The following is a 20,350-nucleotide window of genomic DNA, read 5'->3' as shown; positions in this document are numbered from 1 at the left end:
ACCACCGCAGCCATCTCGGCGCGGCGATCGGCGATGGCGGCGCGGAGCTGGTCGGGCTCGAGCGCCTGGCTCGGGCGCGCGCTGCCCGACGCCAGGCGTGCGGTCACGGTCTTCTGCAGGTCGTCGAGGCTGGCATCGAGCAGGTCGAGCTGCCGGAGCCGGCGTTCTCCATAATAGAGATCGACCCAGGCGAGGGCGGTCTCGAGCCGCACGTTGCGGCCTTCGACCAGCTCGCCCGCCTCGGCGATACCGATATCGGCCGCGGCGCGCGCGGCGCGTGCATGGCGCTTGGCGAGATTGGGGAAGGTCTGGCTGAACCCGATCGTCGCCATAGTGAAATCGTCGCGCGTGAAGCTGCCGGCATTGGGGCCGCTCACCGGGAAGTTCTGCAGGCCCAGGTCGAGCGTCGGATCGGGCAGGCGATCGGCCGCGACCGCCGAAGAGCGGGCGCCGGCTGTCGCCGCCGCGCGCGCCTTGAGGCTTGGCGCGTTGGCGGCAGCGAGCCTCACTGCCTGCTCGTAGGTGAGCGGGCCGGCCGACACCGGCACGGCCCAGGCGCTCGCAAGCGTCGCACCGATAGAGAGCAACAGGCGTCGCACAGCGCGCCTCGGCATCATGATCATGGATATCATCCCCTCATGACAGAGGCGGCGCGCCAAGATGTGACGCGCCGCTCCGGAGCGGGTTTAGCCCTTGTCCGACCTGACTGCGCCGCGCATGCAGTCGGCGGCGCTTGCCTGCATCATCGCGCAATCGCAGCTGGCCATGTCCCGGCTGTCGGGCACCCATATGCGGACACGCGCAGGGCCAGTCGCCCGCGGACCATATTGCGGCGCCGACCGCCATTCCCAATGGCCTTGCGGCGTGCGGCTCGCGTCGGTTGCAAGCGCAGGCGCGGCGAGACTGAGGGCCGCCACAAGGGCGGCCGGAAGCAGTTTGATCATCACGAAAACCTTTGACTGAAAAGAAGGAAACCGGGCGCGCACGCATCGATCGATGCGCGCAGCCCGTGCTCGTTCAATCAGGCAAGGCTGGTGGGAGGATCCGGCTCGGGCGCAACCGCCTTGCCGGTCAATATCGTGTCGGTCGTCCAGAAGCTGGGCGCGTCGTAGAGACGCGCAGGCGCAACGCCGCCTGCCAGGTCCGCTGCGACCAGCGGGATCACGCACCCCATCGCGGCGATGCAATCGAGCGTCAGGCCCTTGCAGGGCTTTTCGCTGGGCGCAGGCTGCTGCTTGGCCATCATCGCCATGCAGTCCGCATCCATGCCCTTGGCCAGCGGCGCGCCTGCCGCCTGCGGCACGCTGTGCGCGGCCGCCATCTGGGCTCCGAAGAGACCGGACAGCGCTCCGATGACGAGCAGGAGGGCGAGCAGGCGTTTCACGGGCCTCGATATCTAGCGGGTTTCGCGGGCGCAGCCAACCAAAGTCTCGCGCCGCGCGGATTTTGAAGTGCTGACGGCTGATTCCGTCAACTCCGCGTCAATAAAGATCCGGCCCGGGGAAGAAGATCGGCTGCGGCCTCTACGTATATCGAGGCTGGACCCGGGACCGTAGTCCCAAGCCTGAAGAGACGCTCTTCCCCTCGGCAAAGTCCGGGCGGTGGCTTACCATCCAAGGAGGTGAATATGGTCAGAAAAACTCTCATGGTCGCGCTTGCCGGCATTTCGATGCTTGCTGCCGTCCCCGCTATGGCCCAGGGCATCGGGCACAGCCTGTTCATGCGCGGCTCGATCGTCGACACGGGCAGCAACGGCACGGTCGTCTGCATCGGCAAGGCCGATGGCGCCGAGGTCGGCCAGAAGCTCGAGGTCTATCGCGTCGTGACCCATCCGGGTCCGTCCAAGGGCGTGGCGCCGACCTATCACCGCCAGCTCGTCGGCCATGTGACGATCGACCATATCTTTGACGATCACTTCGCGCACGTGTCCGTCGCCGACGGCACGCCTGCCAGGCACGACATCGTCGAGCTTCGCAAGAACTGACAAGCCGGTGGCCCGGCGGCACGGGCTGCCCTGCGACGCGTCGGGGCAGCGGGCCGCCGGCGACGAGGAGACCGTTCGGGGTCAAAGCGAAACCGCTTGACCCTGGACCATGGTCCAACCGGCATGATCGAGCGGATGACATGGGCAATTTCAAGATCGGCGAACTGGCCGCGGCCGCAGGCGTGGGGCGGGATACGATCCGCTATTATGAGCGGATGGGCCTGCTGCGCGAGCCCGCGCGCACGGCAGCGGGCTACAGGCTCTACGACGCGACCGACCTCGAGCGCGTCAATTTCATCCGCTCGGCGCAGGAGCTTGGTTTCACACTCGAACAGGCCCGGCAGCTGCTGGCACTCAGGGCGTCGGACACCGCGCATGCCCAGGCCGTGCTCGATATCACGCTTGCCAAGATCGCGGACGCCGAAGCCCGGCTCGAGCGCCTGTCGGATATCCGCGACATGCTGCGGATGCTCGCCGACGAATGCCCGGGCGAAGTGCCGGTCTCCGATTGCCCGATCCTCGCCTTCCTGACGGCGCGGCGGAAAGACCAGCAGCATAACAAGAAACATCAGGCAGCGCAGGACGAACGATCACCACGAGCGAAAGGGGTTTTGTCATGAAGAAAATGCGTTTGATCGCCGTCCTCACGCCGGCGCTGCTTCTAGGCGCCTGTGTGACCACGCGGCCGACCTCGGCGCAGGTCGAGAGTTGCCGGGCGATGGAGGGCAATATGGGTCTCCAGACGCCGCATGATCATGGCGAGATGAAGGGGCAGGGGCGCAACCCGATGAACCTCTCGCACGACCGGTGTCTCCGGATTCTGCGCAGCGCGCAATGAGCCGGTCCGGACGCCAGGGATGGCGCCCGGACACAGTTTTCAAGCCAAGGAGCAAAGCCATGATCGACCATGCGAAGAAAGCCCTTCCACTTGTCGGCGGAAGCCTGTTGCTGGCGCTCGCGCTTTCGGGCTGCGACCGCCAGGCCGACCAGACGGTGCCGCCCGCGGCGAACAGCGTCGCCGCCACCCCGGTCCTGACCGACAGCGGCAACGCTGCAGACGCGGCGCCGATGGACGCGATGAGCAACCAGGCCGAGATGGAGCGGCATCACCGTCAGGCGATGGACCATGACGCGATGCGCGCCGGGGCCGGCAACCAGACCGCGCCGGCACCCGATCCCGCGCCGGGCAATGCGGCGATGCCGATGAAGGATATGTAGGCTCGCACACTAAGGGGATGAGGATGTCCAGGCGGATCAGCCTTCGACGCTTGAGCCTCGGCTGCGCAATCGCTCTCAGCCTGTCCGCGAGCGCGGGCGCGCAGGAGGGCGAGGATCATGCCGCGCATCATGGCGCAGGCATGCCGGCCGGCGGGGGCATGTCCGCACCGGCAGAGCCGGGGTCGTCGGACATGGCGAAGATGATGAACCCCATGATGGATCGCATGATCAATGGGGAAGGGGAGAATGAGCACGGCCACGAATCGCGCCGGACCGGCTTCATCTCGCAGCTGCTCGCCTTTCCCGCGCTTGACGAAGCGGCAAGGCAGCGGGTCGCTGCGCAGGCCGGCGAACGGGTAAGCACGGGTCTGGCGATGATCAACGCCGCCTCGGCCGACGGCGCGCGTGCGACCACGGTCTCGGCCCGGCTCGATGCGGCGCGGCGCCTGCGCGAGGGAACCGACCTGTTCCGCTCCGGCACCGCCGCGCAGGGCGCGATCGGGGGCTTGCAGCCGCCCCGGGAGGTCGGGCTTGCCTGGCTGCGCGATCAGCTCGACATCGACCAGGCCGCGCCCGGCCATGCCGATCACTGGTTCGGCATCTCGCCCTCGCACCTCCTTCTCATGCTGTTCCTGGGGCTGGTGAGCGCCACGCTTATCGCGCTGCAGATCTTCCGCCTGCGGCGGATCGGGGCGATCGCCGGCGGTGTCGCCACCGCCAAGGTTCCAGCAAAGCCGGAGCCGAAGGCTGCCCCTCCCGCTACCAGGGTTGCGCCCGCGCCTGCACCCGTTGCCGACAGCGCCGGGCTCGCGCCGAGCAATGCGGCCGCACCCGCTGGGGCGTCGCTGCGCAAGCCCAAAAGCTGGGCGGGGCAGCTGCGCGTGGTCCAGATCGTGCGAGAGACGCCGAGCGTGCTGACCTTCCGGCTCGCGGACCCGACCGCCGACCGGCTGCCGTTCGACTTCCTGCCGGGCCAGTTCCTGCAGGTCGAGGTAGAGCCCGAAGCGGGCAAGACCGCGCGCCGTTCCTACACGATCGCCTCTTCGCCGACCCAGCGGGCCTATGTCGAACTGACGGTCAAGCGCGAGGAGCAGGGCGTGGTCTCGCGATACCTGCACGACAAGGTCGTCGCCGACGATCTGCTGAAGGTCAGCGGACCGTTCGGCGCCTTCACCTTCACGGGAACGGATGCCCAGAGCATCGTGCTGATCGCGGGCGGGGTCGGCATCACCCCGATGATGTCGGTGCTGCGCTATCTCACCGACACCGCGTGGAAGGGTGATATCTTCTTCTTCTACGGCGCACGGTCGACCGAGGAATTCGTGTTCCGCGACGAGCTCGAGCGGCTCGAACGCCGTTTTCCCAACCTCCATGTCGTCGCCGCGATGCAGCGCGCGCCCGGCACCGTCTGGATGGGCCCCGAAGGGCCGATCACGCGCGAGATGATCCTGGCCGCGGTGCCGGAGATCGCGAGCCGGCGCATCCATATGTGCGGCCCGCCGGCGATGATGGGCGCGATGCGCGGCGTGCTGGCGGAACTCGGCGTCCCCGAAGCGCAGCTGCACACCGAGGCGTTCGGTCCGGCCTCGCTGCCGGCCGACCACGAGGATCTCGAGGTCAAGCCCGCGCCCCCGCCAGCGGATAAGCCGGCCCCGAGCGCCGAGGTGGCGCCGAGCACGGTGACCTTCTCCGTGTCGGGGGTGTCGGCGGCCTTGCCCGCGGACGAGACCGTGCTGGAGGCGGCCGAGGGCGCGGGCGTCGAGATCCCCTATGCATGCCGTGCGGGCACATGCGGCGCCTGCGTGGTCAAGCTGCTGCAGGGCGAAGTGACGATGGAGGTCGAATCCGGCCTTGCGCCCGCCGACAAGGCGCAAGGCTATGTGCTCGCGTGCCAGGCGAAGGGGACGGGCACGCCGCTCGTGGTCGAAGCCTGATGCGCGAACGCAGCGACATTGCCGTGGGCCTGCTGGTCGCGTTCCTGCTGCTGTTCCCGTTCGGCTATCTCGTGCATGTGTCGCCCCGCTTTCCGGGTAGCCTGGCCGGCGGGATCATCGGGATCGCAGCGCTCGTGCTGATGCTGCTGACGCTTCCTTATGTCGCGGCCAAGCACATCGCCTGGGTCGACAAGGCGCTCTCCCGGGTCGTCAGCAAGCCAACCCTGCTCGCCATCCACATCTATGCCGGCGTGCTGGCGCCGATCCTGGGTCTGGTCCACGCCGCGCACAAGCTCGAAAGCCCGGTCGGCCTGCTTCTGACCGTCCTCCTGCTGATGACGGTCATCACCGGCTTCATCGGCCGCTACCTGCTTGCCCAGCTTGGTCGGGCGCTGCGCGGACGCAGGTCAGAACTGGCCTCGCTTCGCGCCGCCTTCCTCGAGGAGCCGGCGGCGCCGACGCAGGCCGATACCGCAGCCCCGCCGCTGTCGGGCTGGAAGCGCTATCTGTTCGTCGCCGGGGATGCGTCCGCGGGCCAGCGCCCCCAGGACAAGGCGGGGATCGCCGCAGCGCTGGCCGATACCGAATTCGCGATCCGTGCCGAAGAGGCAACCAACACCCTGTTCGCGCGGTGGCGGTTCCTGCACATCCTGCTGGGCTGTCTCATCTTCGCGCTGCTCGCGCTCCACGTCGGCGCGGCGATCTATTACGGGCTGCGCTGGCTATGAGCTGGCAGCGTCTTTCCTACGCCGTCTTCATCGCAGCCCTGCTGGTGATGGTCGCCGCGGTCGCGATCCGGATGCGATCGGACGCGCCGAGGGATGCCGGCCTGGTGGCGCAGCTCGTCTCGCCCGGCCCGCTCTCGAGCGCGCACCAGTCCTTTGCCGGCCAATGCACGGCCTGCCACACGCCGGGCAAGGGCGTCGAAACCCGGACCTGTCTCACCTGCCATGCGGGCACCGATTTCGGGACGAAGCAGTCGACGCAGTTCCACGCGAAAGCGACGCAGTGCACCTCCTGCCACGTCGAACATGAGGGAGAGCGCGGCATCATCCGCATGGATCACGCCGCGTTGCTCGACATGGCGAAGTGGCGGCAGCCTTTGGCGGGCATGTCGACAAACACTCGAAGCCTGACCCCCGAGACCGCGCTCAATTGCGCGAGCTGCCATGCGTTCCGCGATCCGCACCAGGGCCTGTTCGGCACCGACTGCGCGAGCTGCCACAAGACCGACAGCTGGAAGATCGCCAATTACCGCCATCCATCGGTCAATTCGACGCAGTGCGCCGAGTGCCACAAGGCGCCGCCGAGTCACTTCATGGAGCATTTCAGCATGGTCTCGCAGCGCGCAGCCGGATCGAAGGCGCGCGTCGACCAATGCTATGCCTGTCACGCCACCGACAGCTTCAACAATATCCGCAAGCGAGGCTGGTATGATCACCATTGAGGCCGACTGGCTGAGCGCCTTCTTCCGGCTCGCGGTGATCGGCCTGGAACTGGCGGGCACGCTGACCATCCTGGTCGGCGCGGGGCTCGCAACCTTTCTGTTTGCGCGGCGGGCGAGGGCGGGCGACCGAACCGAGGCCTATAGCGCGTTCCGCTCGGCGCTCGGCCGCAGCATCCTGCTCGGCCTGGAATTTCTGGTCGCCGGCGACATCGTCAAGTCGCTGGTGATCAACCCAACGCTCGACGATCTCATCGTTCTGGCCGGGCTGGTGCTGGTGCGGACCTTCCTGAGCATCTCGCTCGGGGTCGAGATCAACGGCCACTGGCCCTGGGAGGAAACCCGGATGGCGCGGGAGAAGGCGCGTGCGGCGTCGGATGGGTCGCCTGCGACGGCTGAGGCCGCCGGATGCGGCACAGCGCTCAAGGGATAGCAGATGGGAGGTGCATGATGATCGAGAGACGCGAATTGCTGATGGCCGGCGCCGGCCTTGCCGCCGCCGGAACGCTGGCTGTGCCGGCGGCGGCGCAGCAGCATCGAATGGAAGGGATGGCGATGTCGATGACGGACTGCATCGACGATTGCGTGGCTTCGCACCGCATGTGCCTGGAAACCGCCGCTTGGCTGACGAAGCAAGGCGGCGCGTCAGCTACGGCGTCGCTGATCGCCATGCTGAACGACTGTGCGGAACTGTGCCAGGCGACCGCCAACTCGATGCTGCGGGAATCTGCCCTGCACCGCATCGTCTGCCGCGCCTGCGCCGACGCTTGCGAGCGCTGCGCCGAGGAATGCGGACGCCATAGCGCGGACCAGCGGATCGCGCGTTGCTCGGCCACCTGCAAGAAATGCGCGGCGAGCTGCCGAACGATGGCGGACATGTCGAGCTGAGCGGCGCGCTTCGCACGTGCCCCACATAGTCACGTTCAGGCCAGAGCCCCCGGTCACAGCTTGTGTGTCCGACAACTACGCCAGGACAGCGATCATGGCACGTGGCACAAAGTCCGAGTATCCGGCAACGGCGGAAATCATCGCACCCGCCATCGCCGGAGCCTTCCGTGCCGCCACCCGATAGTCGGGTAATGCCGAGCACCATCTTTACGATTGCGTGAACGCTCCACGGTCGATCTGTATTGGAGAAGTCAGTGTCAACCGCCGAATTTGTCAACCGGCTACCCGAATTGCTCCGCCCCAATCCAGCAAGGGTAGTGATCAGACCCTATATGCCGTCGACGGAAACCTATAAATATGCGGTACCGGATCAGCCACGTGCGCAGCGCATCGCCGACCGCGTCCTGGCGCTCGACCCAGCATCGCTCCACGATGAGTTGCAACGCATTCTTGATGATTTCTCGGGAAGGCATCGTGAGGTTCCGTCCCTGTTTTTGCGGCGGTTCCACGAGGTTGATGGCATCATCGTCTGTGATTGCGAGGTCACCCATGAACAGGCGCTCTTGATCGGTGCCCATTTTTGCAACGAATATTCCTATGAGGCAGCAGCGCTTTTCAATCCGAGCATCGTCCTGCATCCTGATCAGTCTGCTGTACCTGAAAACTCTCTCCGATTCATTCTTTCCCTGCGAGGCGTGGGCGAGGGGCATATCTCCTCCGTCACCTTTCGCACCGGGTTTTGCGCCGCGGACGGAACCATAGCAATCAATCCTCCGAGCCCCATGCCGCTCGTGCTGGAGACTGAAAACATCTCCGGCGAGGACGGGCCGGACGCGGGCATTCGGATCAAGTGCGATGGCAGCCACGATCTCTCGGAGATCGTGATCTTTCCGACAACCCCCAGCCAGCGTGGTGGCATCGAAGACCTTCGCTTGGTCCGCTTCCTGGACGACGATGGCCGAGCCACCTATTTCGGTACATATACGGCATTTAGCGGCCAGTCCGTCCGGCAGGAGTTGTTGTCCACGCCGGACTTCCGGACATTCGAACTCAGACCGCTGCGTGGGGATGCCACCGGTAGCAAGGGCATGGCGCTTTTCCCCCGACGCATTGCCGGGCACTTTGCCATGCTTGGGCGCGAGGATAACGAAAATATCTGGTTCCTGACGTCCGCGGACATTCACGACTGGAGTGGCGGAGCGAAAGCCATCGAACCTCGCTGGCCTTGGGAGTTTGTCCAGATCGGTAATTGCGGATCGCCGATCGAGATCGACGAAGGCTGGCTGGTCGTAACTCATGGAGTCGGCGCCGTTCGGAACTATTGCATCGGGGCGTGCCTGCTGGACCGTGACGATCCCTCGAAGCTGCTGGCGCGGACGAAGCTACCGCTTTTGCGGTCGGACATGGATGAGCGCGAAGGTTATGTGCCAAACGTAGCCTACAGCTGCGGCGCGATGGTACATAATCGGGTGCTGGTACTGCCTTATGCCATTGCTGACAGCTTCACCACTTTTGCCACTATTCCTCTCGAGCGTCTGCTGGCCGCCATGGATTAGTCACTGTTGCCGACCTGTCCTGCTCTCGAGTCGGAACCATAGTTACACATCGGCACAACAACGATGCCAGTGCGATAATTTATGGCCATCTCAGAGACGGACTTCGCACATTACGTATACAGCAAGGCGGAAGGTGACACCATTTCACGGGCAAGCTCCGGAAGGGGCGACAATCGACCGGGCATATGCTCGATCGAACGGGAAACCCAGACTTGAAGGAATGGATACTTGCGCAAGAAGACGGCAATGATCGCTTCGCTCGCAGCTCTCGGCTTCCTCGCCGTCAGTGCCGGACCGGTGCTGGCGGACGGGATGCCGCCGGGCATGCCCGATCTTGAGGAGACCCTCAAGGCCAGGCCGGCGCCTGCCCAGCCCGATCCTGCCCACATGCAGGGCATGGCTCACGGTAAGGAGCAGATGCACGGCCAGATGATGCAGGGCCATCGAATGGCGATGCGGGATTCGCAGGACCAGGACGGCGCCTCCGGCATGTCACACAGGTCGGACGGTGGTTGCTGACCCTGCCATCATTCCATCAGACGACAAGGTTGACGGACAAGATCATGGCCGCTTTCAACCGAAGCCTTGGTCCGCCGTTCCCACGGCGGGCCAATCGCTTTTCTGGCCGGTCTCAGGACGAGAAAACCAGGCCGGGTCACATTTTTGATCGATCCCGGATCATCATTTTACGCGCCTGCTCCAGCAGGCACACGGCCGATCGGATTTCGATTCGTAACTTACGTATACAGACAGCGTCTCGCTAGCAGCATTGAAGCTTCGGAATTGCCGGGATCGGAACGTCGATCGGGCAACAGGAAGAACACTCGGAGACCCTCAATGCGACAGACGACATTTCTCGCGGCGCCCGTCAGCCTCTTCGCGACGCTAACCTTCGCCGCCGGCACCGCTCTCGCCCAGTCGACGCCCGCGCCCGCGCAGGCTGCGCCGGCCCATGCCCACCAGCAGGGCATGGATCATGGCGGGCAGCAGATGCACGATCAGATGATGAAGGATCATCAGGCCGGCGCGCAGAAGCAGCAGGGGCAACCGGCCCAGCAGGATCAACAGGGCATGTCGGGGATGGCCGGCATGTCCGGCGGCTCGCCTGCATCGAACGGCTCGGGCATGGCCGGTAAGGCGAAGAGTGGCTGCTGCAAGATGCCGATGAAGAAGGCCAAGCCGGCGGCGAAGAAGAAGACCGCCAAGCCCATGGCCGACAAGCCGATGAGCGACATGTGAGGTTTCCAGCCCCGAGAACAGACCCCAGGGGCTGAGGGCCCGCCGTTCCCCCTCGGCGGGCCAGTTCTTTGACGATGCCCAGCGTCGCCCCGTGCTCCCAGCTTTCAAAACCGGGTCCGAGCGTCTGACTTGACAGAGGAAACAGCGATGCGAAAACATCTTGGCGTCGGTGCTGCTGTTGGCTTTCTGCTCTTTGGCAGCACGCCGCTCCTCGCACAGGGTATCGGCCATAGCTTGTTCATGCGCGGCAAGATCGTCCGTATGGATGCGGGCGGCACAGTGGCCTGCCTGGGTAAGGCCGATGGCGCGCACATCGGGCAGATACTCGAAGTCTATCACGCAACGCCGCGCCACCGCCGTCTTGTCGGTCATGTCGAAGTCGACCAGATTTTCGACGACCATTATGCTCATTTCCGCGTGAGGGACGGGACGCTTCAGAAAGGCGATTGGGTGAGCCTAAAGCGCGTCCGGGCGTAACGCCAGAATTGGAATGCCAAGCGCCGCCCTCGCCAAAAGAAGACTCGGCCGAGTAACGCCTGTCTCGGCATAATTCCGATCAGGCGTGCGCGAATACGTTCAGGAGTCGATGAATAGTCATCGGCTCTGTTGGCGTGTCTGACCCTCAAGCCCGCGACCCCGATACCAGACTACCTTCTGCGGAACTTACTTATAGGCCACCCGGGCAAAGAGATTACTCCGTCAGGCCATCGATAGAGATGGAGTCAGGTTATGTTCGAGAAGGCGATCGGGACCATTAACGCGGCGGCCTCCTTCCGACACCGCTATGATAATTTCATCGGAGGCCGCTGGAGCGCTCCTGCGGGCGGCGAGTATTTCGCCGACACGAGCCCGATCAATGGCGCCCAGATCGCAGAGTTCGCGCTGTCGACGCCGGAAGATGTCGAGCGCGCGCTCGATGCGGCGCACGCCGCCAAGGATCAATGGGCAAGGATCGCGCCCGCCGAACGCGCCAGGATTCTCAATCGCGTCGCCGACCGGCTCGAAGACAATCTGGAGTTGCTGGCACTTGCCGAGACGATCGACAATGGCAAGCCGATCCGCGAGACGCGCGCTGCCGACGTGCCGCTCGCGATCGACCATTTCCGCTACTTCGCCGGCTGCATCCGGGCGGAGGAAGGCGGCATCTCGACGATCGATGCGGACACCATCGCCTATCATTTCCGCGAGCCGCTCGGCGTCGTCGGCCAGATCATCCCGTGGAACTTCCCGCTGCTGATGGCGGCGTGGAAGATCGCCCCGGCGCTGGCGGCGGGCAACTGCACCGTCATCAAACCCGCATCCCAGACGCCGCTCACCTTGCTGATGTTCGCCGAGCTCACCGCCGACATCCTGCCGCCCGGCGTGCTCAATGTCGTTACCGGCCCGGGACGGACCGTTGGCCAGGCGATCGCCGCCAATCCGCGCATCGCCAAGGTCTCGTTCACCGGCGAGACCGTCACCGGCAAGCAGATCATGCACGCCGCGGCGGACCATCTGATCCCCCAGACGATGGAGCTTGGCGGCAAGTCGCCCAACATCTTCATGGCGGACGTGCTCGACGAGGACGATGCCTTCTTCGACAAGGCGCTCGAAGGCTTTACTTTGTTCGCCTTCAACAAGGGCGAGGTCTGTACCTGCCCGTCGCGCGCCCTGATCCATGTGTCGATCTTCGACCGCTTCATCGAGCGCGCCGTGGCGCGCGTCGCCGCGATCCGCCAGGGCGATCCGCTCGACCCGTCGGTCCAGGTCGGCGCGCAGGCGTCGGAGGACCAGCTCCACAAGATCCTGGGCTATATCGATATCGGCAAGGCCGAGGGCGCGCAGTGTCTGGTCGGTGGCGCCAGGGCGCTGCCGGGCGGTGCGCTCGACCAGGGCTATTTCGTGCAGCCGACCGTGTTCGTGGGTCAGAACCACATGCGCATCTTCCAGGAGGAGATCTTCGGTCCCGTCCTGTCGGTCACCACGTTCAAGACGGTCGAGGAGGCGATCGCACTTGCCAATGACACCGCCTACGGTCTTGGCGCGGGCGTCTGGACCCGGAGCGGCAACACCGCCTACCGGCTCGGCCGCGCGATCGAGGCCGGGCGGGTCTGGACCAACTGCTATCATCAGTACCCCGCCCATGCCGCCTTCGGCGGATACAAGGCATCGGGCTTCGGGCGTGAAAACCACCGGATGATGCTCGATCATTATCAGCAGACCAAGAATCTGCTCGTCTCCTATGACGAGCACGCGCTCGGCCTATTCTGACCCCCCGCTTAAAAGGAGAAACGGACATGGCGAAAACCATGAAGGCGGCGGTCGTCCGCGAATTTGGCAAGCCCCTGGTCATCGAGGACGCGCCGATCCCGACGGTCGGCCCCGGGCAGGTCCTGGTCAAGATTGCGGCAACCGGCGTGTGCCATACCGACCTGCACGCGGCAGAAGGGGACTGGCCGGTCAAGCCCAACCCGCCCTTCATTCCTGGCCATGAGGGCGTCGGGCATGTCGCCGCCGTTGGTGCCGGCGTCACCCATGTGAAGGAAGGCGACCGGGTCGGTGTGCCCTGGCTCTACACCGCCTGCGGGCACTGCGTGCATTGCCTGGGTGGCTGGGAGACGCTTTGCCACGAACAGCAGAACACCGGCTATTCGGTCAATGGCAGCTTTGCCGAATATGTCCTCGCCGATCCCAACTATGTTGGTCACCTTCCCGACAATGTCGACTTCCTCGACATTGCGCCGATCCTCTGCGCGGGCGTCACCGTCTACAAGGGATTGAAGGCCACCGAGGCCCGACCCGGCGAGTGGGTGGTCGTCTCCGGCATTGGCGGGCTCGGCCACATGGCGGTGCAATATGCCCGAGCCATGGGTCTCAATGTGGCCGCGGTCGACATCGACGATAGCAAGCTCGACCTCGCTACACGCCTTGGCGCCACACTGACGGTCAACGCGCGCAACGAGGACCCTTCGGCAGCGCTCAAGAAAGCCATTGGCGGCGCGCACGGGGCGCTGGTGACCGCCGTTTCGCCCAAGGCGTTCCAGCAGGCGCTCGGCATGGTCCGGCGCGGCGGCACGGTCGCGCTCAACGGCCTGCCGCCGGGCGACTTCCCGTTGTCGATCTTCGACACCGTGCTGAACGGCATTACCGTGCGCGGCTCGATCGTCGGCACGCGGCTCGATCTGCTCGAGGCACTGGCGTTCGCCGGCGAGGGCAAGGTCAAGGCCACGGTCCATGCAGACAAGCTGGAGAACATCAACGACGTCTTCTCCCGCATGCATCATGGCGACATCGAGGGCCGGATCGTCCTCGACCTCGCCTGAAGCCGACTTCGCGAAAGTACAGTTCATGTCTCCCTTACATATCCGGCCGATCGCGCGGCGCCGTTTCGTCCAGGGGCTGGCGATCGGCGGCGCGGTCGCCGGTTTCGCCCCGGCGCTTCTCGCGCGATCCGCACCAACCTTGCCCGCTGAGCTGAGCGGGACCGAGTTCGACCTCGAGATCGCCGAGCTGCCGGTCAACTTCACCGGCAAACGCCGTATCGCGACCGCCGTGAACGGCAGCGTGCCCGCGCCGGTCCTGCGCCTGCGCGAAGGCGACACGGTCACGCTGCGCGTACGCAACGGCCTCAAGGAGATGTCGAGCATCCATTGGCACGGCATCATCGTGCCGGCGGAGATGGACGGCGTGCCCGGCATCAGCTTTGCCGGCATCGCGCCGGGCGAGACCTTCACCTATCGCTTCGAGGTCCGCCAGAGCGGAACCTACTGGTATCACGCTCACACGCTCGCCGAGCAGACGGGACTCTATGGAGCGATCATCGTGGAGCCAAAACAGGTGCCGACGGCGCGGGCGCCCGATCGCGACTATTGCATCGTGCTCAGCGACTGGTCGGACGAGCCGCCGCTGCAGATCTTCCTCAATCTCAAGAAGCAGAGCAGCTACTATAATTTTGCGCAGCCGACCGCCGGCGATTTCCTCAAGGATGTCGGCACCATGGGCTTGGGCAAGGCGCTCGAGCGGCGGCGGATGTGGAACAGCTCGCGGATGAACCCGACCGACTACAGCGATGTCTCTGCCGCGACCTACACCTATCTGATGAACGGCGCGCCGCCCGCCGGCAACTGGACCGGTATCGCCGCGCCCGGCGAGCGCGTGCGCCTGCGCTTCGTCGGCGCGGGGACGGCGACGTTCTTCGACGTGCGGATCCCCGGGGTCGAGCTGACGGTCGTATCGACCGACGGGCAGCCGGTCGAGCCGGTCACGGTCGAGGAATTCCGGATCGGCCCGGGCGAGACCTACGACGTCGAGTTCACCATGCCCGAGGGCGGCGCCCGCACCATCTTCGCGCAGGCGATCGATCGGAGCGGCTATGCGCGTGGCACGATCGCACCGGCCCCGGGCATGGCGGCAGCCGTGCCGCCGCTCGATGCCCGGACCTGGCTCGAGCCGGTCGACATGATGGGCGCGATGGCGACGATGGGCGCAATGGGAGGCGACGCGCATGCCGGGCACGGCATGACCGAGATGCCGGCCAGGGCACGGCACGCCCGCACCGAATATGGCGCCAATACCGACATGCGCGTCGACTATCCGCGCACCAATCTCGACGATCCCGGCGCCGGGCTGCGCGGGCGCGGCTGGCGCGTGCTGACGCTGGCCGATCTGCGCACGCCGGGCGGCGATCCCGACCCGCGCGAGCCCGAGCGCGACATCGAGCTGCATCTGACGGGCAATATGGAACGGTTCATCTGGTCGCTCGACGGCATCAAGCTCAACGATTCCAGGCCGCTTCATTTCAAGCCAAACGAGCGGCTGCGCGTCACCTTCGTCAACGACACGATGATGGCGCATCCGATGCATCTGCACGGCATGTGGAGCGATGTCGAAGGCCCGGACGGCGCCTTCCAGGTCCGCAAGCATACGGTCGTGGTCCAGCCCGCCCAGCGGGTGAGCTTCCGCGTCACCGCCGACGCCATGGGCCGATGGGCCTTCCACTGCCATCTGCTCTATCACATGGCGGCCGGCATGTTCCGGGAGGTGGTGGTCGCATGATCCGGATTTTCCCCTCGCGCGGCATCGCTCTTGGCGCTGCCCTCTTCCTGGCGCCGGCGATCACGGCTCCCGCCCTCGCGCAGGATGCCTCGCCCCCGTCGCCCGCCGCCACCCCTGCCCAAACGGCCACTCCCGCTCAGCACACCCCTTCCGCGCAAGGCTCTCAGGACCATGCGGGCATGGACATGCCGGGCATGGATATGACCGACACGAAGGCGTCCGGTAACGGCGCCACGATGGACATGGGCTCGATGCAGGGCGGCCAGGCCCCGCCGGACGCGCGCAACTCGGACGATTATGCCGACGGCTACCGCAACTCGACGCTGCCGGACTATGAGATGGCCGACAAGCTCTCAATCCCCAAGATACTTGTCGATGAGCTTGAGTTCACCAGCGGCAACGAGGGTCAGGGCGTGGGCTGGACCGTGCTCGTCACCAAGGGTCAGGACAATGACAAGCTCTGGCTGCGCAGCCAGGGGCTCAAGAACTCCCGCGACCAACGTCTCGATCCGGAGAGCAGCGTCGAGGCGCTGTGGTGGCACAGCAAGAACCCGTTCTGGGGCACGCTGCTCGGGGTCAGGCAGGATCTCGGCAAGGGTGCGACCACCTGGCTGGCCGCCGGCGTCGAGGGACTGGCGCCCTATTGGTTCGACGTCCAGCTCACCGGCTATGTAGGAACCGATGGGCGTCTCGCGGCGCGCGCCAAGGCGTCCTATGAGGTCTTGTTCACCAATCGGTTGATCCTTACGCCGCAGGTGGAGACCAATATCTATTCGAAGCGGTCGAGCGATCGGCAGCTCGGCAGCGGCTTCAGCAATGTCGAGCTGAGCGGACGGTTGCGCTACGAGGTGTCGCGCAAGTTCGCGCCCTATATCGGCTTCGTCTGGGAGCGCGCATTTGACGGCACGGCCGATTTCCGTCGCCTGCGCGGGGAAGGGCCTTCCGAACACAGGCTGGTGATCGGCTTGCGCGCCTGGTGGTGATCCGCGGATGGCCACTCGAGGGGTCGACCGCGAACGCGCCGCGTGACAAGGCTGGATCGCAAGCCAACGGTCGCTGGCCGGCCTCCTTTTTCGTCTTGTTGCTCGCGGCGGCTGCGGCGTCGGCGGGACAGACGGCCATTCTCGCCTTCCTTCCGGCACTGGTCGACCCGGCTCGTGGCGCGCTATCGTCAAGCGCTCATGATTTTCATGTCGCGAGCCTGACCGCGGTCCATCCCCTGGCAGCCTTGCTGGCGGCGCCGCTCTGGGGCTGGATCGCGGACCGGGTCGACTATCGGGCGATGTTGCGCGCAGCGCTGGTCATCCTCGCCCTGGTGACCGCGCCGATCGGCCTCGTCGGGCTGCCTGAGCTTTATGCATTGCGCCTGGTGGCGGGGATGGCGTCGGCCGCCATCATACCGTTGGGCTTGCTCTGCGCGAGCTTTGCCGCAAACGAGCGCGCGGACCAGGCGCGGCGCTTCACCTGGCTGACCGCCTTCTTGTTTCTGGGCGATCTCGCCGGTCCGCTGGTGGCGGAGGTCTCGGCCGCGATCCTGCCCCGCGCTCCCCTCATGATCCTCGCTTTCGGCATCGGTGCCGTCGGGGCGGCGCTTTGCGCCGTGCGTCTGCCGCGCTGGTGTGCACCTTGCATCGATGGCGGAGACCTGCCCGCGCCGACGCTCGGCGCGACGCTCATCCTGCTTTTCGTCACGATCGTCGCGGGCGGCGGGCTGGCGGCGATGCATGTCAATCTCCTGGTGACGCGGAGCGTCATTTCGCTGAGCCGCGAAGAGATCGCCTGGATGCTCAGTCTCTGCGGATTGGGCATGCTGGCAGCACAGATCTTCCATGCGAGGCTCGATTGGCTGGTGACCATGCCGAGGCGGCTTGCGGGGCTGACGCTCGGCCTGCTGGCTGCGGCGCTCTTCCTGTTCCCTGTCGCCGCGAGCATGGCCGAACTCAGTGGGATCATCGTTGCTGCCGGCTGGAGCTCGGCAACCCTTCGATTGGTCACCAGCTTCTGGATCAGCGGTGCGGCAGCCCCTTCGGGTCTGAAGCTCGGTCTCCAGCATTCCGCCGCCAGCATCGGGCAGGCGCTCGCGCCGCTGGCGATCGCCGTCGTCGCTCCCGGGGCGCAGCACTTAGTCTTGTGGGGGATTGGTGGTCTGTCGCTGGCGCTGCTTGTGTCCTTGCCGCTCGCCTGGAGGCCGCGCGCCATCGTGAAATCTTCAGCGTGATGAGGGGTAGGGGGCATCAATGCGTATAGATCATTAGGAACCCTATCGCATGCTTCCGGGAGCCGTTCATGAAGACCCGTCTTTCTGCCGCCTTGCTGTTCCTCGCCCTGCCCGGCGCAGCGCTTGCGGCGAATGATGTCGTCGTCCACCGGGACCCGGGTTGTGGATGCTGTGAGAAGTGGGCCCAGGCGCTTCGCGCGAAGCTGGGCCGCACGGTCGTCATGCGCGACGATGCGTCGCGCGGGGCGCTTCAGCGGAGGGCCGGCATGCCGGGCACGCTGGCATCCTGCCACAGCGCGATGGTTGATGGCTATCTGATCGAGGGCCATGTCCCGGTCGCCGATATCAAGCGCCTGCTGGCAACCCGTCCCGTAGGCGTCAGAGGCATTGCGGTGGCGGGGATGCCGATCGGCTCGGAGGGCATGGAAGTGGCAGGCGCCGCCCGCCAACCCTATGCGGTGGTGTCGTTCGGCAGTTCGGGCCAGAAGGTCTTCGCGCGGCATTGATCACGCACGCCTCGGCTCTCGCTGGTGATTTCCTGTTTGAATGACTGGGACTTGCTCGCCCCCACCTGTATAGTCATTTGATGCATGCTCCCGCTCGCCCCCATAGCCGCGCATCCGCTCCCCGGACGAAAGCTGCTTCTGTGGGCGAACCCGCGGTCGACGCTGCCGGTGCGGAGAAGCAACCTCGCTATGTGGCGATCAAAGACAGCATTTTCGAGGACATCCGGGAAGGTCGCCTGAAGCCCGGCGACCAGACGCCGTCAGAGGCCGAGCTCGTCGAGACGTTCAAAGTCTCGCGCATGACCGCAAACCGGGCGTTGCGGGAACTGCAATCGGCCGGTGTCGTGGTACGGCGGGCGGGGCGGGGCAGCTTTGTCGCCGAGCCCCGGCCGATCGGGCAGCTGATCGAGATCCGCAACATCGCGGAGGAGGTGCGCGGCAGGGGCCACGCCTATCGCGCGCGCGTCATTTATAATATCGAGATACGGGCTGATGCGGAAAGGGCAGCTCTGCTGGAAGTCGGCTTGGGCACGCGCCTCTTCCATTCGCTTATCGTCCATCACGAGACCGAATTCCCAATTCAGGTCGAGGAGCGCTTTGTGCTGGCATCTGCTGCGCCACGCTACGGAGAGAGGGATTTCAGCGCCTCGACGCCGAATGAATATCTGACACGTGTTGCCCCGCTCGAGCGAGTAGAGCACCGGGTGTGCGCGGCGATGCCGGATACAGCCATGCGAACAATGCTGGGCCTCGCTGAAGGAGAACCAGTGCTAATGATGACGCGCAGAACCTGGAGTCGCGGACGTCTCGTATCGCACGCTTGGCTCACGCACCCGGGCAATCGGTTCGAGCTATCGGCGGCTTTTTCTGTTGGGACCTAGCGATCAGCCCGCGCCCAACTTGACGGCCGATTTGCGCCTGCGCCGCAACCATCGCACGTCGGCGCGACTGAAGCTCTTAAACAGCAGGTAGAAGCCCGTCCCCGACAGCCACAAAGTACCGAACGCAACGAAGACGATCAGCGGGTGATTGAAGCTGGTGCGGTTCACATAGTCCATATTGTGGAGCATCCAGAAGAAATCCCAGGTGCGCCATGTGTCGCCGCGCATGACCAGGAATCGGCCGGTGTCGGCGGAGATGTAGGCGCTGCTGTTCTCTGCGTCCGCGAAATCCAGTCGCCACATGGTGCCTTCGTGCTCGCGCGCTTCCACATTCGGTTCGGCGAGCAACGTTGCCTTGCGGATCGGTGCTTCATTCACCATCGTCGCGACGTCGCGCGCGACCTGCTCGTCGACCCGAACCGGGGCGCCGCTCGTCGCGTCGATTAGCCGCGTGCCCGTGGTGGATCGAAGCTCGTAGACGCGGCGTGTGGCAAGGGACCGCAAGGCGATGCCGAGCACGGGACCATCAAGAGCGAGCTTTGCCGGCGCAATATAGTCACCGGCAGGTAGGGCGTGCTGATGGCTGGCCTGCGCACTGTGTCCGCCGACCTTCTCCTGATCGAGCAAGGCCATCATCGAGCCGCTCAGAGCCCAAAGGAGAAACTGCACGCCCAGGATCAGGCCGACCCATTTGTGGATGCGCCGAAAAAAGAGCGGGGTGAACCGGATTTTCTTCATGCCTTCTTCTTCCTGCGCCGCGGGAACGACCAAAGCAGCAGCCAAGCCCCGGCCAGCGCCATGGCAAGGGCACTCCAGGTCGCCACGCGCAGCAGCGGATTGTTGACGTCGGAGCGATCGTCATAGTCCATGATGTGCAGCATCCACGCGAAATCGAACACGCGCCACAGCGCATGGCGGCGCGAGATCAGCTCACCGGTCTGCGGAGAGAGATACAGGGTTGGCCGGTTCCAGGCATCGAATTCGACCTGCCAATAGGGAGGCTTGCGCGCCTGCATTTCCAGTGGCGCCGTCGTCAGCAGCCGGGCTGCGACGATGTCCCCGGTGCCGCTGTAGATGCGCCGAGCGGCGGCGCGGATTTGTGCCTCGCTCAAATCGGGGATGGGCTGTCCCGAACCTGCATCGAAGAGTCTTGGACCAGCCGGGGTCTGCGCGCGCCAGACGGGCTGATTCATGAACCGTTGCAGGCGGATCTCGGACGCGTCGGGAGCCGATTGAACAATCCGCGCCGGCGGGACGAAGCTCGCAAGGTCGATGGGGGCGACGACCGGTGGGCGGACCAGATCGTCGCCATGGATGATGTCGATATGGACGGCCACCATATAGAAGCCGGTCAGCGTCCAGAGCAGAACCTGGACGCCGACGATCAGGGCCAGCCACTTGTGCGTCCGGCGGATGACCAAAGGCCAGCGAATTGCCATGTGCTGCCC

At 65.4% G+C, this 20,350-nt stretch carries 25 protein-coding genes; 20 read left to right on the top strand and 5 right to left on the bottom strand.

All coding sequences use genetic code 11. The features are described from left to right. From L284_RS43485 to L284_RS43475, 3 genes are all read right to left on the bottom strand, one after another. The coding region (locus tag L284_RS43485) for a TolC family protein (RefSeq protein ID WP_025161040.1) at positions 1-623 on the bottom strand (623 nt) is incomplete at its 3' end. Positions 624-686: 63 nt separating this feature from the next. After that, a complete protein-coding gene (locus L284_RS43480) occupies positions 687-944 on the bottom strand; it encodes a hypothetical protein (protein WP_007683334.1) in 258 nt (85 codons plus the stop codon). 77 nt (positions 945-1,021) lie between these two features. After that, positions 1,022-1,384 (bottom strand): hypothetical protein, encoded by a 363-nt coding sequence (locus L284_RS43475; protein WP_007406428.1) that lies wholly within the window; start codon positions 1,382-1,384, stop codon positions 1,022-1,024. 261 nt (positions 1,385-1,645) lie between these two features. Between L284_RS43475 and L284_RS43470 the strand changes: the two genes are divergently transcribed. The 20 genes from L284_RS43470 to hutC all read left to right on the top strand — a co-directional run bounded on the left by L284_RS43470 (position 1,646) and on the right by hutC (position 18,902). Further along, positions 1,646-1,984, top strand: a complete 339-nt coding sequence (locus tag L284_RS43470) for a hypothetical protein (RefSeq protein ID WP_007406371.1) — start codon at positions 1,646-1,648, stop codon at positions 1,982-1,984. A 140-nt stretch (positions 1,985-2,124) separates the two neighbouring features. Further along, positions 2,125-2,604: a heavy metal-responsive transcriptional regulator gene (locus tag L284_RS43465; protein ID WP_007406417.1), complete on the top strand. Its 480-nt coding sequence runs from the start codon at positions 2,125-2,127 to the stop codon at positions 2,602-2,604. Then, a complete protein-coding gene (locus L284_RS43460) occupies positions 2,601-2,822 on the top strand; it encodes a hypothetical protein (protein ID WP_007406426.1) in 222 nt (73 codons plus the stop codon). Before L284_RS43465 ends, L284_RS43460 begins: the two co-directional genes overlap by 4 nt. Before the next feature lie 59 nt (positions 2,823-2,881). Then, the gene (locus tag L284_RS43455; protein WP_007406382.1) at positions 2,882-3,202 is read left to right on the top strand and encodes a hypothetical protein; all 321 of its coding nucleotides are present in this window, start codon (positions 2,882-2,884) and stop codon (positions 3,200-3,202) included. A gap of 23 nt (positions 3,203-3,225) precedes the next feature. Beyond that, the gene (locus L284_RS43450) at positions 3,226-5,136 is read left to right on the top strand and encodes a 2Fe-2S iron-sulfur cluster-binding protein (RefSeq protein ID WP_030089529.1); all 1,911 of its coding nucleotides are present in this window, start codon (positions 3,226-3,228) and stop codon (positions 5,134-5,136) included. Further along, positions 5,136-5,864 carry a hypothetical protein gene (locus tag L284_RS43445; RefSeq protein WP_007406424.1) on the top strand — a complete coding sequence of 243 codons (729 nt, stop codon included), beginning with the start codon at positions 5,136-5,138 and terminating at the stop codon, positions 5,862-5,864. The genes L284_RS43450 and L284_RS43445 overlap by 1 nt, the downstream gene beginning before the upstream one ends. Then, on the top strand, positions 5,861-6,583 hold the full coding sequence (locus L284_RS43440; RefSeq protein WP_007406380.1) for a hypothetical protein: 723 nt from the start codon (positions 5,861-5,863) through the stop codon (positions 6,581-6,583). Before L284_RS43445 ends, L284_RS43440 begins: the two co-directional genes overlap by 4 nt. Further along, entirely contained in the window at positions 6,570-7,013 is a 444-nt protein-coding gene (locus L284_RS43435) for a DUF1622 domain-containing protein (protein ID WP_007406411.1), read from the top strand. Before L284_RS43440 ends, L284_RS43435 begins: the two co-directional genes overlap by 14 nt. A gap of 14 nt (positions 7,014-7,027) precedes the next feature. Further along, complete coding sequence (locus tag L284_RS43430; protein WP_015449267.1) at positions 7,028-7,468, top strand: four-helix bundle copper-binding protein; 441 nt, start codon at positions 7,028-7,030, stop codon at positions 7,466-7,468. Between the two features lie 254 nt (positions 7,469-7,722). Beyond that, positions 7,723-9,024: a glycoside hydrolase family 130 protein gene (locus tag L284_RS0124870; protein WP_438830636.1), complete on the top strand. Its 1,302-nt coding sequence runs from the start codon at positions 7,723-7,725 to the stop codon at positions 9,022-9,024. Between the two features lie 228 nt (positions 9,025-9,252). Further along, positions 9,253-9,543 carry a hypothetical protein gene (locus L284_RS43425; RefSeq protein WP_007406388.1) on the top strand — a complete coding sequence of 97 codons (291 nt, stop codon included), beginning with the start codon at positions 9,253-9,255 and terminating at the stop codon, positions 9,541-9,543. A 318-nt stretch (positions 9,544-9,861) separates the two neighbouring features. Continuing rightward, a complete protein-coding gene (locus L284_RS48550) occupies positions 9,862-10,263 on the top strand; it encodes a hypothetical protein (protein WP_015449265.1) in 402 nt (133 codons plus the stop codon). A gap of 147 nt (positions 10,264-10,410) precedes the next feature. Beyond that, a complete protein-coding gene (locus L284_RS43415) occupies positions 10,411-10,740 on the top strand; it encodes a hypothetical protein (RefSeq protein ID WP_004212674.1) in 330 nt (109 codons plus the stop codon). A gap of 252 nt (positions 10,741-10,992) precedes the next feature. Further along, positions 10,993-12,513 carry an aldehyde dehydrogenase family protein gene (locus tag L284_RS43410; RefSeq protein ID WP_021235679.1) on the top strand — a complete coding sequence of 507 codons (1,521 nt, stop codon included), beginning with the start codon at positions 10,993-10,995 and terminating at the stop codon, positions 12,511-12,513. A gap of 26 nt (positions 12,514-12,539) precedes the next feature. After that, on the top strand, positions 12,540-13,565 hold the full coding sequence (gene adhP / locus L284_RS43405) for an alcohol dehydrogenase AdhP (protein ID WP_004212676.1): 1,026 nt from the start codon (positions 12,540-12,542) through the stop codon (positions 13,563-13,565). A gap of 25 nt (positions 13,566-13,590) precedes the next feature. After that, positions 13,591-15,297, top strand: a complete 1,707-nt coding sequence (locus tag L284_RS43400) for a copper resistance system multicopper oxidase (RefSeq protein ID WP_015449263.1) — start codon at positions 13,591-13,593, stop codon at positions 15,295-15,297. After that, positions 15,294-16,280, top strand: coding sequence for a copper resistance protein B (locus tag L284_RS43395; RefSeq protein ID WP_021235678.1), 987 nt, complete (start codon positions 15,294-15,296; stop codon positions 16,278-16,280). The genes L284_RS43400 and L284_RS43395 overlap by 4 nt, the downstream gene beginning before the upstream one ends. Then, positions 16,274-17,515 carry an MFS transporter gene (locus L284_RS43390; RefSeq protein ID WP_015449261.1) on the top strand — a complete coding sequence of 414 codons (1,242 nt, stop codon included), beginning with the start codon at positions 16,274-16,276 and terminating at the stop codon, positions 17,513-17,515. Before L284_RS43395 ends, L284_RS43390 begins: the two co-directional genes overlap by 7 nt. Before the next feature lie 68 nt (positions 17,516-17,583). Further along, positions 17,584-18,021 (top strand): DUF411 domain-containing protein, encoded by a 438-nt coding sequence (locus L284_RS43385; RefSeq protein WP_004213035.1) that lies wholly within the window; start codon positions 17,584-17,586, stop codon positions 18,019-18,021. Between the two features lie 140 nt (positions 18,022-18,161). Continuing rightward, positions 18,162-18,902, top strand: coding sequence for a histidine utilization repressor (gene hutC / locus L284_RS43380; protein ID WP_004213136.1), 741 nt, complete (start codon positions 18,162-18,164; stop codon positions 18,900-18,902). Positions 18,903-18,905: 3 nt separating this feature from the next. Here hutC and L284_RS43375 read toward each other — a convergent pair whose 3' ends face one another. Together L284_RS43375 and L284_RS43370 are read right to left on the bottom strand one after the other, a co-directional pair. Beyond that, positions 18,906-19,640 (bottom strand): PepSY domain-containing protein, encoded by a 735-nt coding sequence (locus tag L284_RS43375; RefSeq protein ID WP_031342995.1) that lies wholly within the window; start codon positions 19,638-19,640, stop codon positions 18,906-18,908. Further along, positions 19,637-20,341: a PepSY domain-containing protein gene (locus L284_RS43370; protein WP_021235676.1), complete on the bottom strand. Its 705-nt coding sequence runs from the start codon at positions 20,339-20,341 to the stop codon at positions 19,637-19,639. Before L284_RS43370 ends, L284_RS43375 begins: the two co-directional genes overlap by 4 nt. Positions 20,342-20,350: the final 9 nt, after the last annotated feature.

The organism is Novosphingobium lindaniclasticum LE124, from assembly GCF_000445125.1.
GTDB classification, from domain to species: domain Bacteria; phylum Pseudomonadota; class Alphaproteobacteria; order Sphingomonadales; family Sphingomonadaceae; genus Novosphingobium; species Novosphingobium lindaniclasticum.
The sequence above is the reverse complement of the archived record's forward strand: the minus strand, read 5'-3'. Positions and strand labels throughout refer to the sequence as shown.

What these genes read in the sequence shown, in the direction of transcription:
- L284_RS43435 (WP_007406411.1), top strand. Translation starts at nt 6,570, where the DNA reads ATGATCACCATTGAGGCCGACTGGCTGAGCGCCTTCTTCCGGCTCGCG.
- L284_RS43445 (WP_007406424.1), top strand. Translation starts at nt 5,136, where the DNA reads ATGCGCGAACGCAGCGACATTGCCGTGGGCCTGCTGGTCGCGTTCCTG.
- adhP (WP_004212676.1), top strand. Translation starts at nt 12,540, where the DNA reads ATGGCGAAAACCATGAAGGCGGCGGTCGTCCGCGAATTTGGCAAGCCC.
- L284_RS43395 (WP_021235678.1), top strand. Translation starts at nt 15,294, where the DNA reads ATGATCCGGATTTTCCCCTCGCGCGGCATCGCTCTTGGCGCTGCCCTC.
- L284_RS43415 (WP_004212674.1), top strand. Translation starts at nt 10,411, where the DNA reads ATGCGAAAACATCTTGGCGTCGGTGCTGCTGTTGGCTTTCTGCTCTTT.
- L284_RS43470 (WP_007406371.1), top strand. Translation starts at nt 1,646, where the DNA reads ATGGTCGCGCTTGCCGGCATTTCGATGCTTGCTGCCGTCCCCGCTATG.
- L284_RS43440 (WP_007406380.1), top strand. Translation starts at nt 5,861, where the DNA reads ATGAGCTGGCAGCGTCTTTCCTACGCCGTCTTCATCGCAGCCCTGCTG.
- L284_RS43375 (WP_031342995.1), bottom strand. Translation starts at nt 19,640, where the DNA reads ATGAAGAAAATCCGGTTCACCCCGCTCTTTTTTCGGCGCATCCACAAA.
- L284_RS43465 (WP_007406417.1), top strand. Translation starts at nt 2,125, where the DNA reads ATGGGCAATTTCAAGATCGGCGAACTGGCCGCGGCCGCAGGCGTGGGG.
- L284_RS43455 (WP_007406382.1), top strand. Translation starts at nt 2,882, where the DNA reads ATGATCGACCATGCGAAGAAAGCCCTTCCACTTGTCGGCGGAAGCCTG.
- L284_RS43430 (WP_015449267.1), top strand. Translation starts at nt 7,028, where the DNA reads ATGATGATCGAGAGACGCGAATTGCTGATGGCCGGCGCCGGCCTTGCC.
- L284_RS43400 (WP_015449263.1), top strand. Translation starts at nt 13,591, where the DNA reads ATGTCTCCCTTACATATCCGGCCGATCGCGCGGCGCCGTTTCGTCCAG.
- L284_RS43480 (WP_007683334.1), bottom strand. Translation starts at nt 944, where the DNA reads ATGATCAAACTGCTTCCGGCCGCCCTTGTGGCGGCCCTCAGTCTCGCC.
- L284_RS43410 (WP_021235679.1), top strand. Translation starts at nt 10,993, where the DNA reads ATGTTCGAGAAGGCGATCGGGACCATTAACGCGGCGGCCTCCTTCCGA.
- L284_RS43450 (WP_030089529.1), top strand. Translation starts at nt 3,226, where the DNA reads ATGTCCAGGCGGATCAGCCTTCGACGCTTGAGCCTCGGCTGCGCAATC.
- L284_RS43385 (WP_004213035.1), top strand. Translation starts at nt 17,584, where the DNA reads ATGAAGACCCGTCTTTCTGCCGCCTTGCTGTTCCTCGCCCTGCCCGGC.
- L284_RS48550 (WP_015449265.1), top strand. Translation starts at nt 9,862, where the DNA reads ATGCGACAGACGACATTTCTCGCGGCGCCCGTCAGCCTCTTCGCGACG.
- L284_RS43460 (WP_007406426.1), top strand. Translation starts at nt 2,601, where the DNA reads ATGAAGAAAATGCGTTTGATCGCCGTCCTCACGCCGGCGCTGCTTCTA.
- L284_RS43370 (WP_021235676.1), bottom strand. Translation starts at nt 20,341, where the DNA reads ATGGCAATTCGCTGGCCTTTGGTCATCCGCCGGACGCACAAGTGGCTG.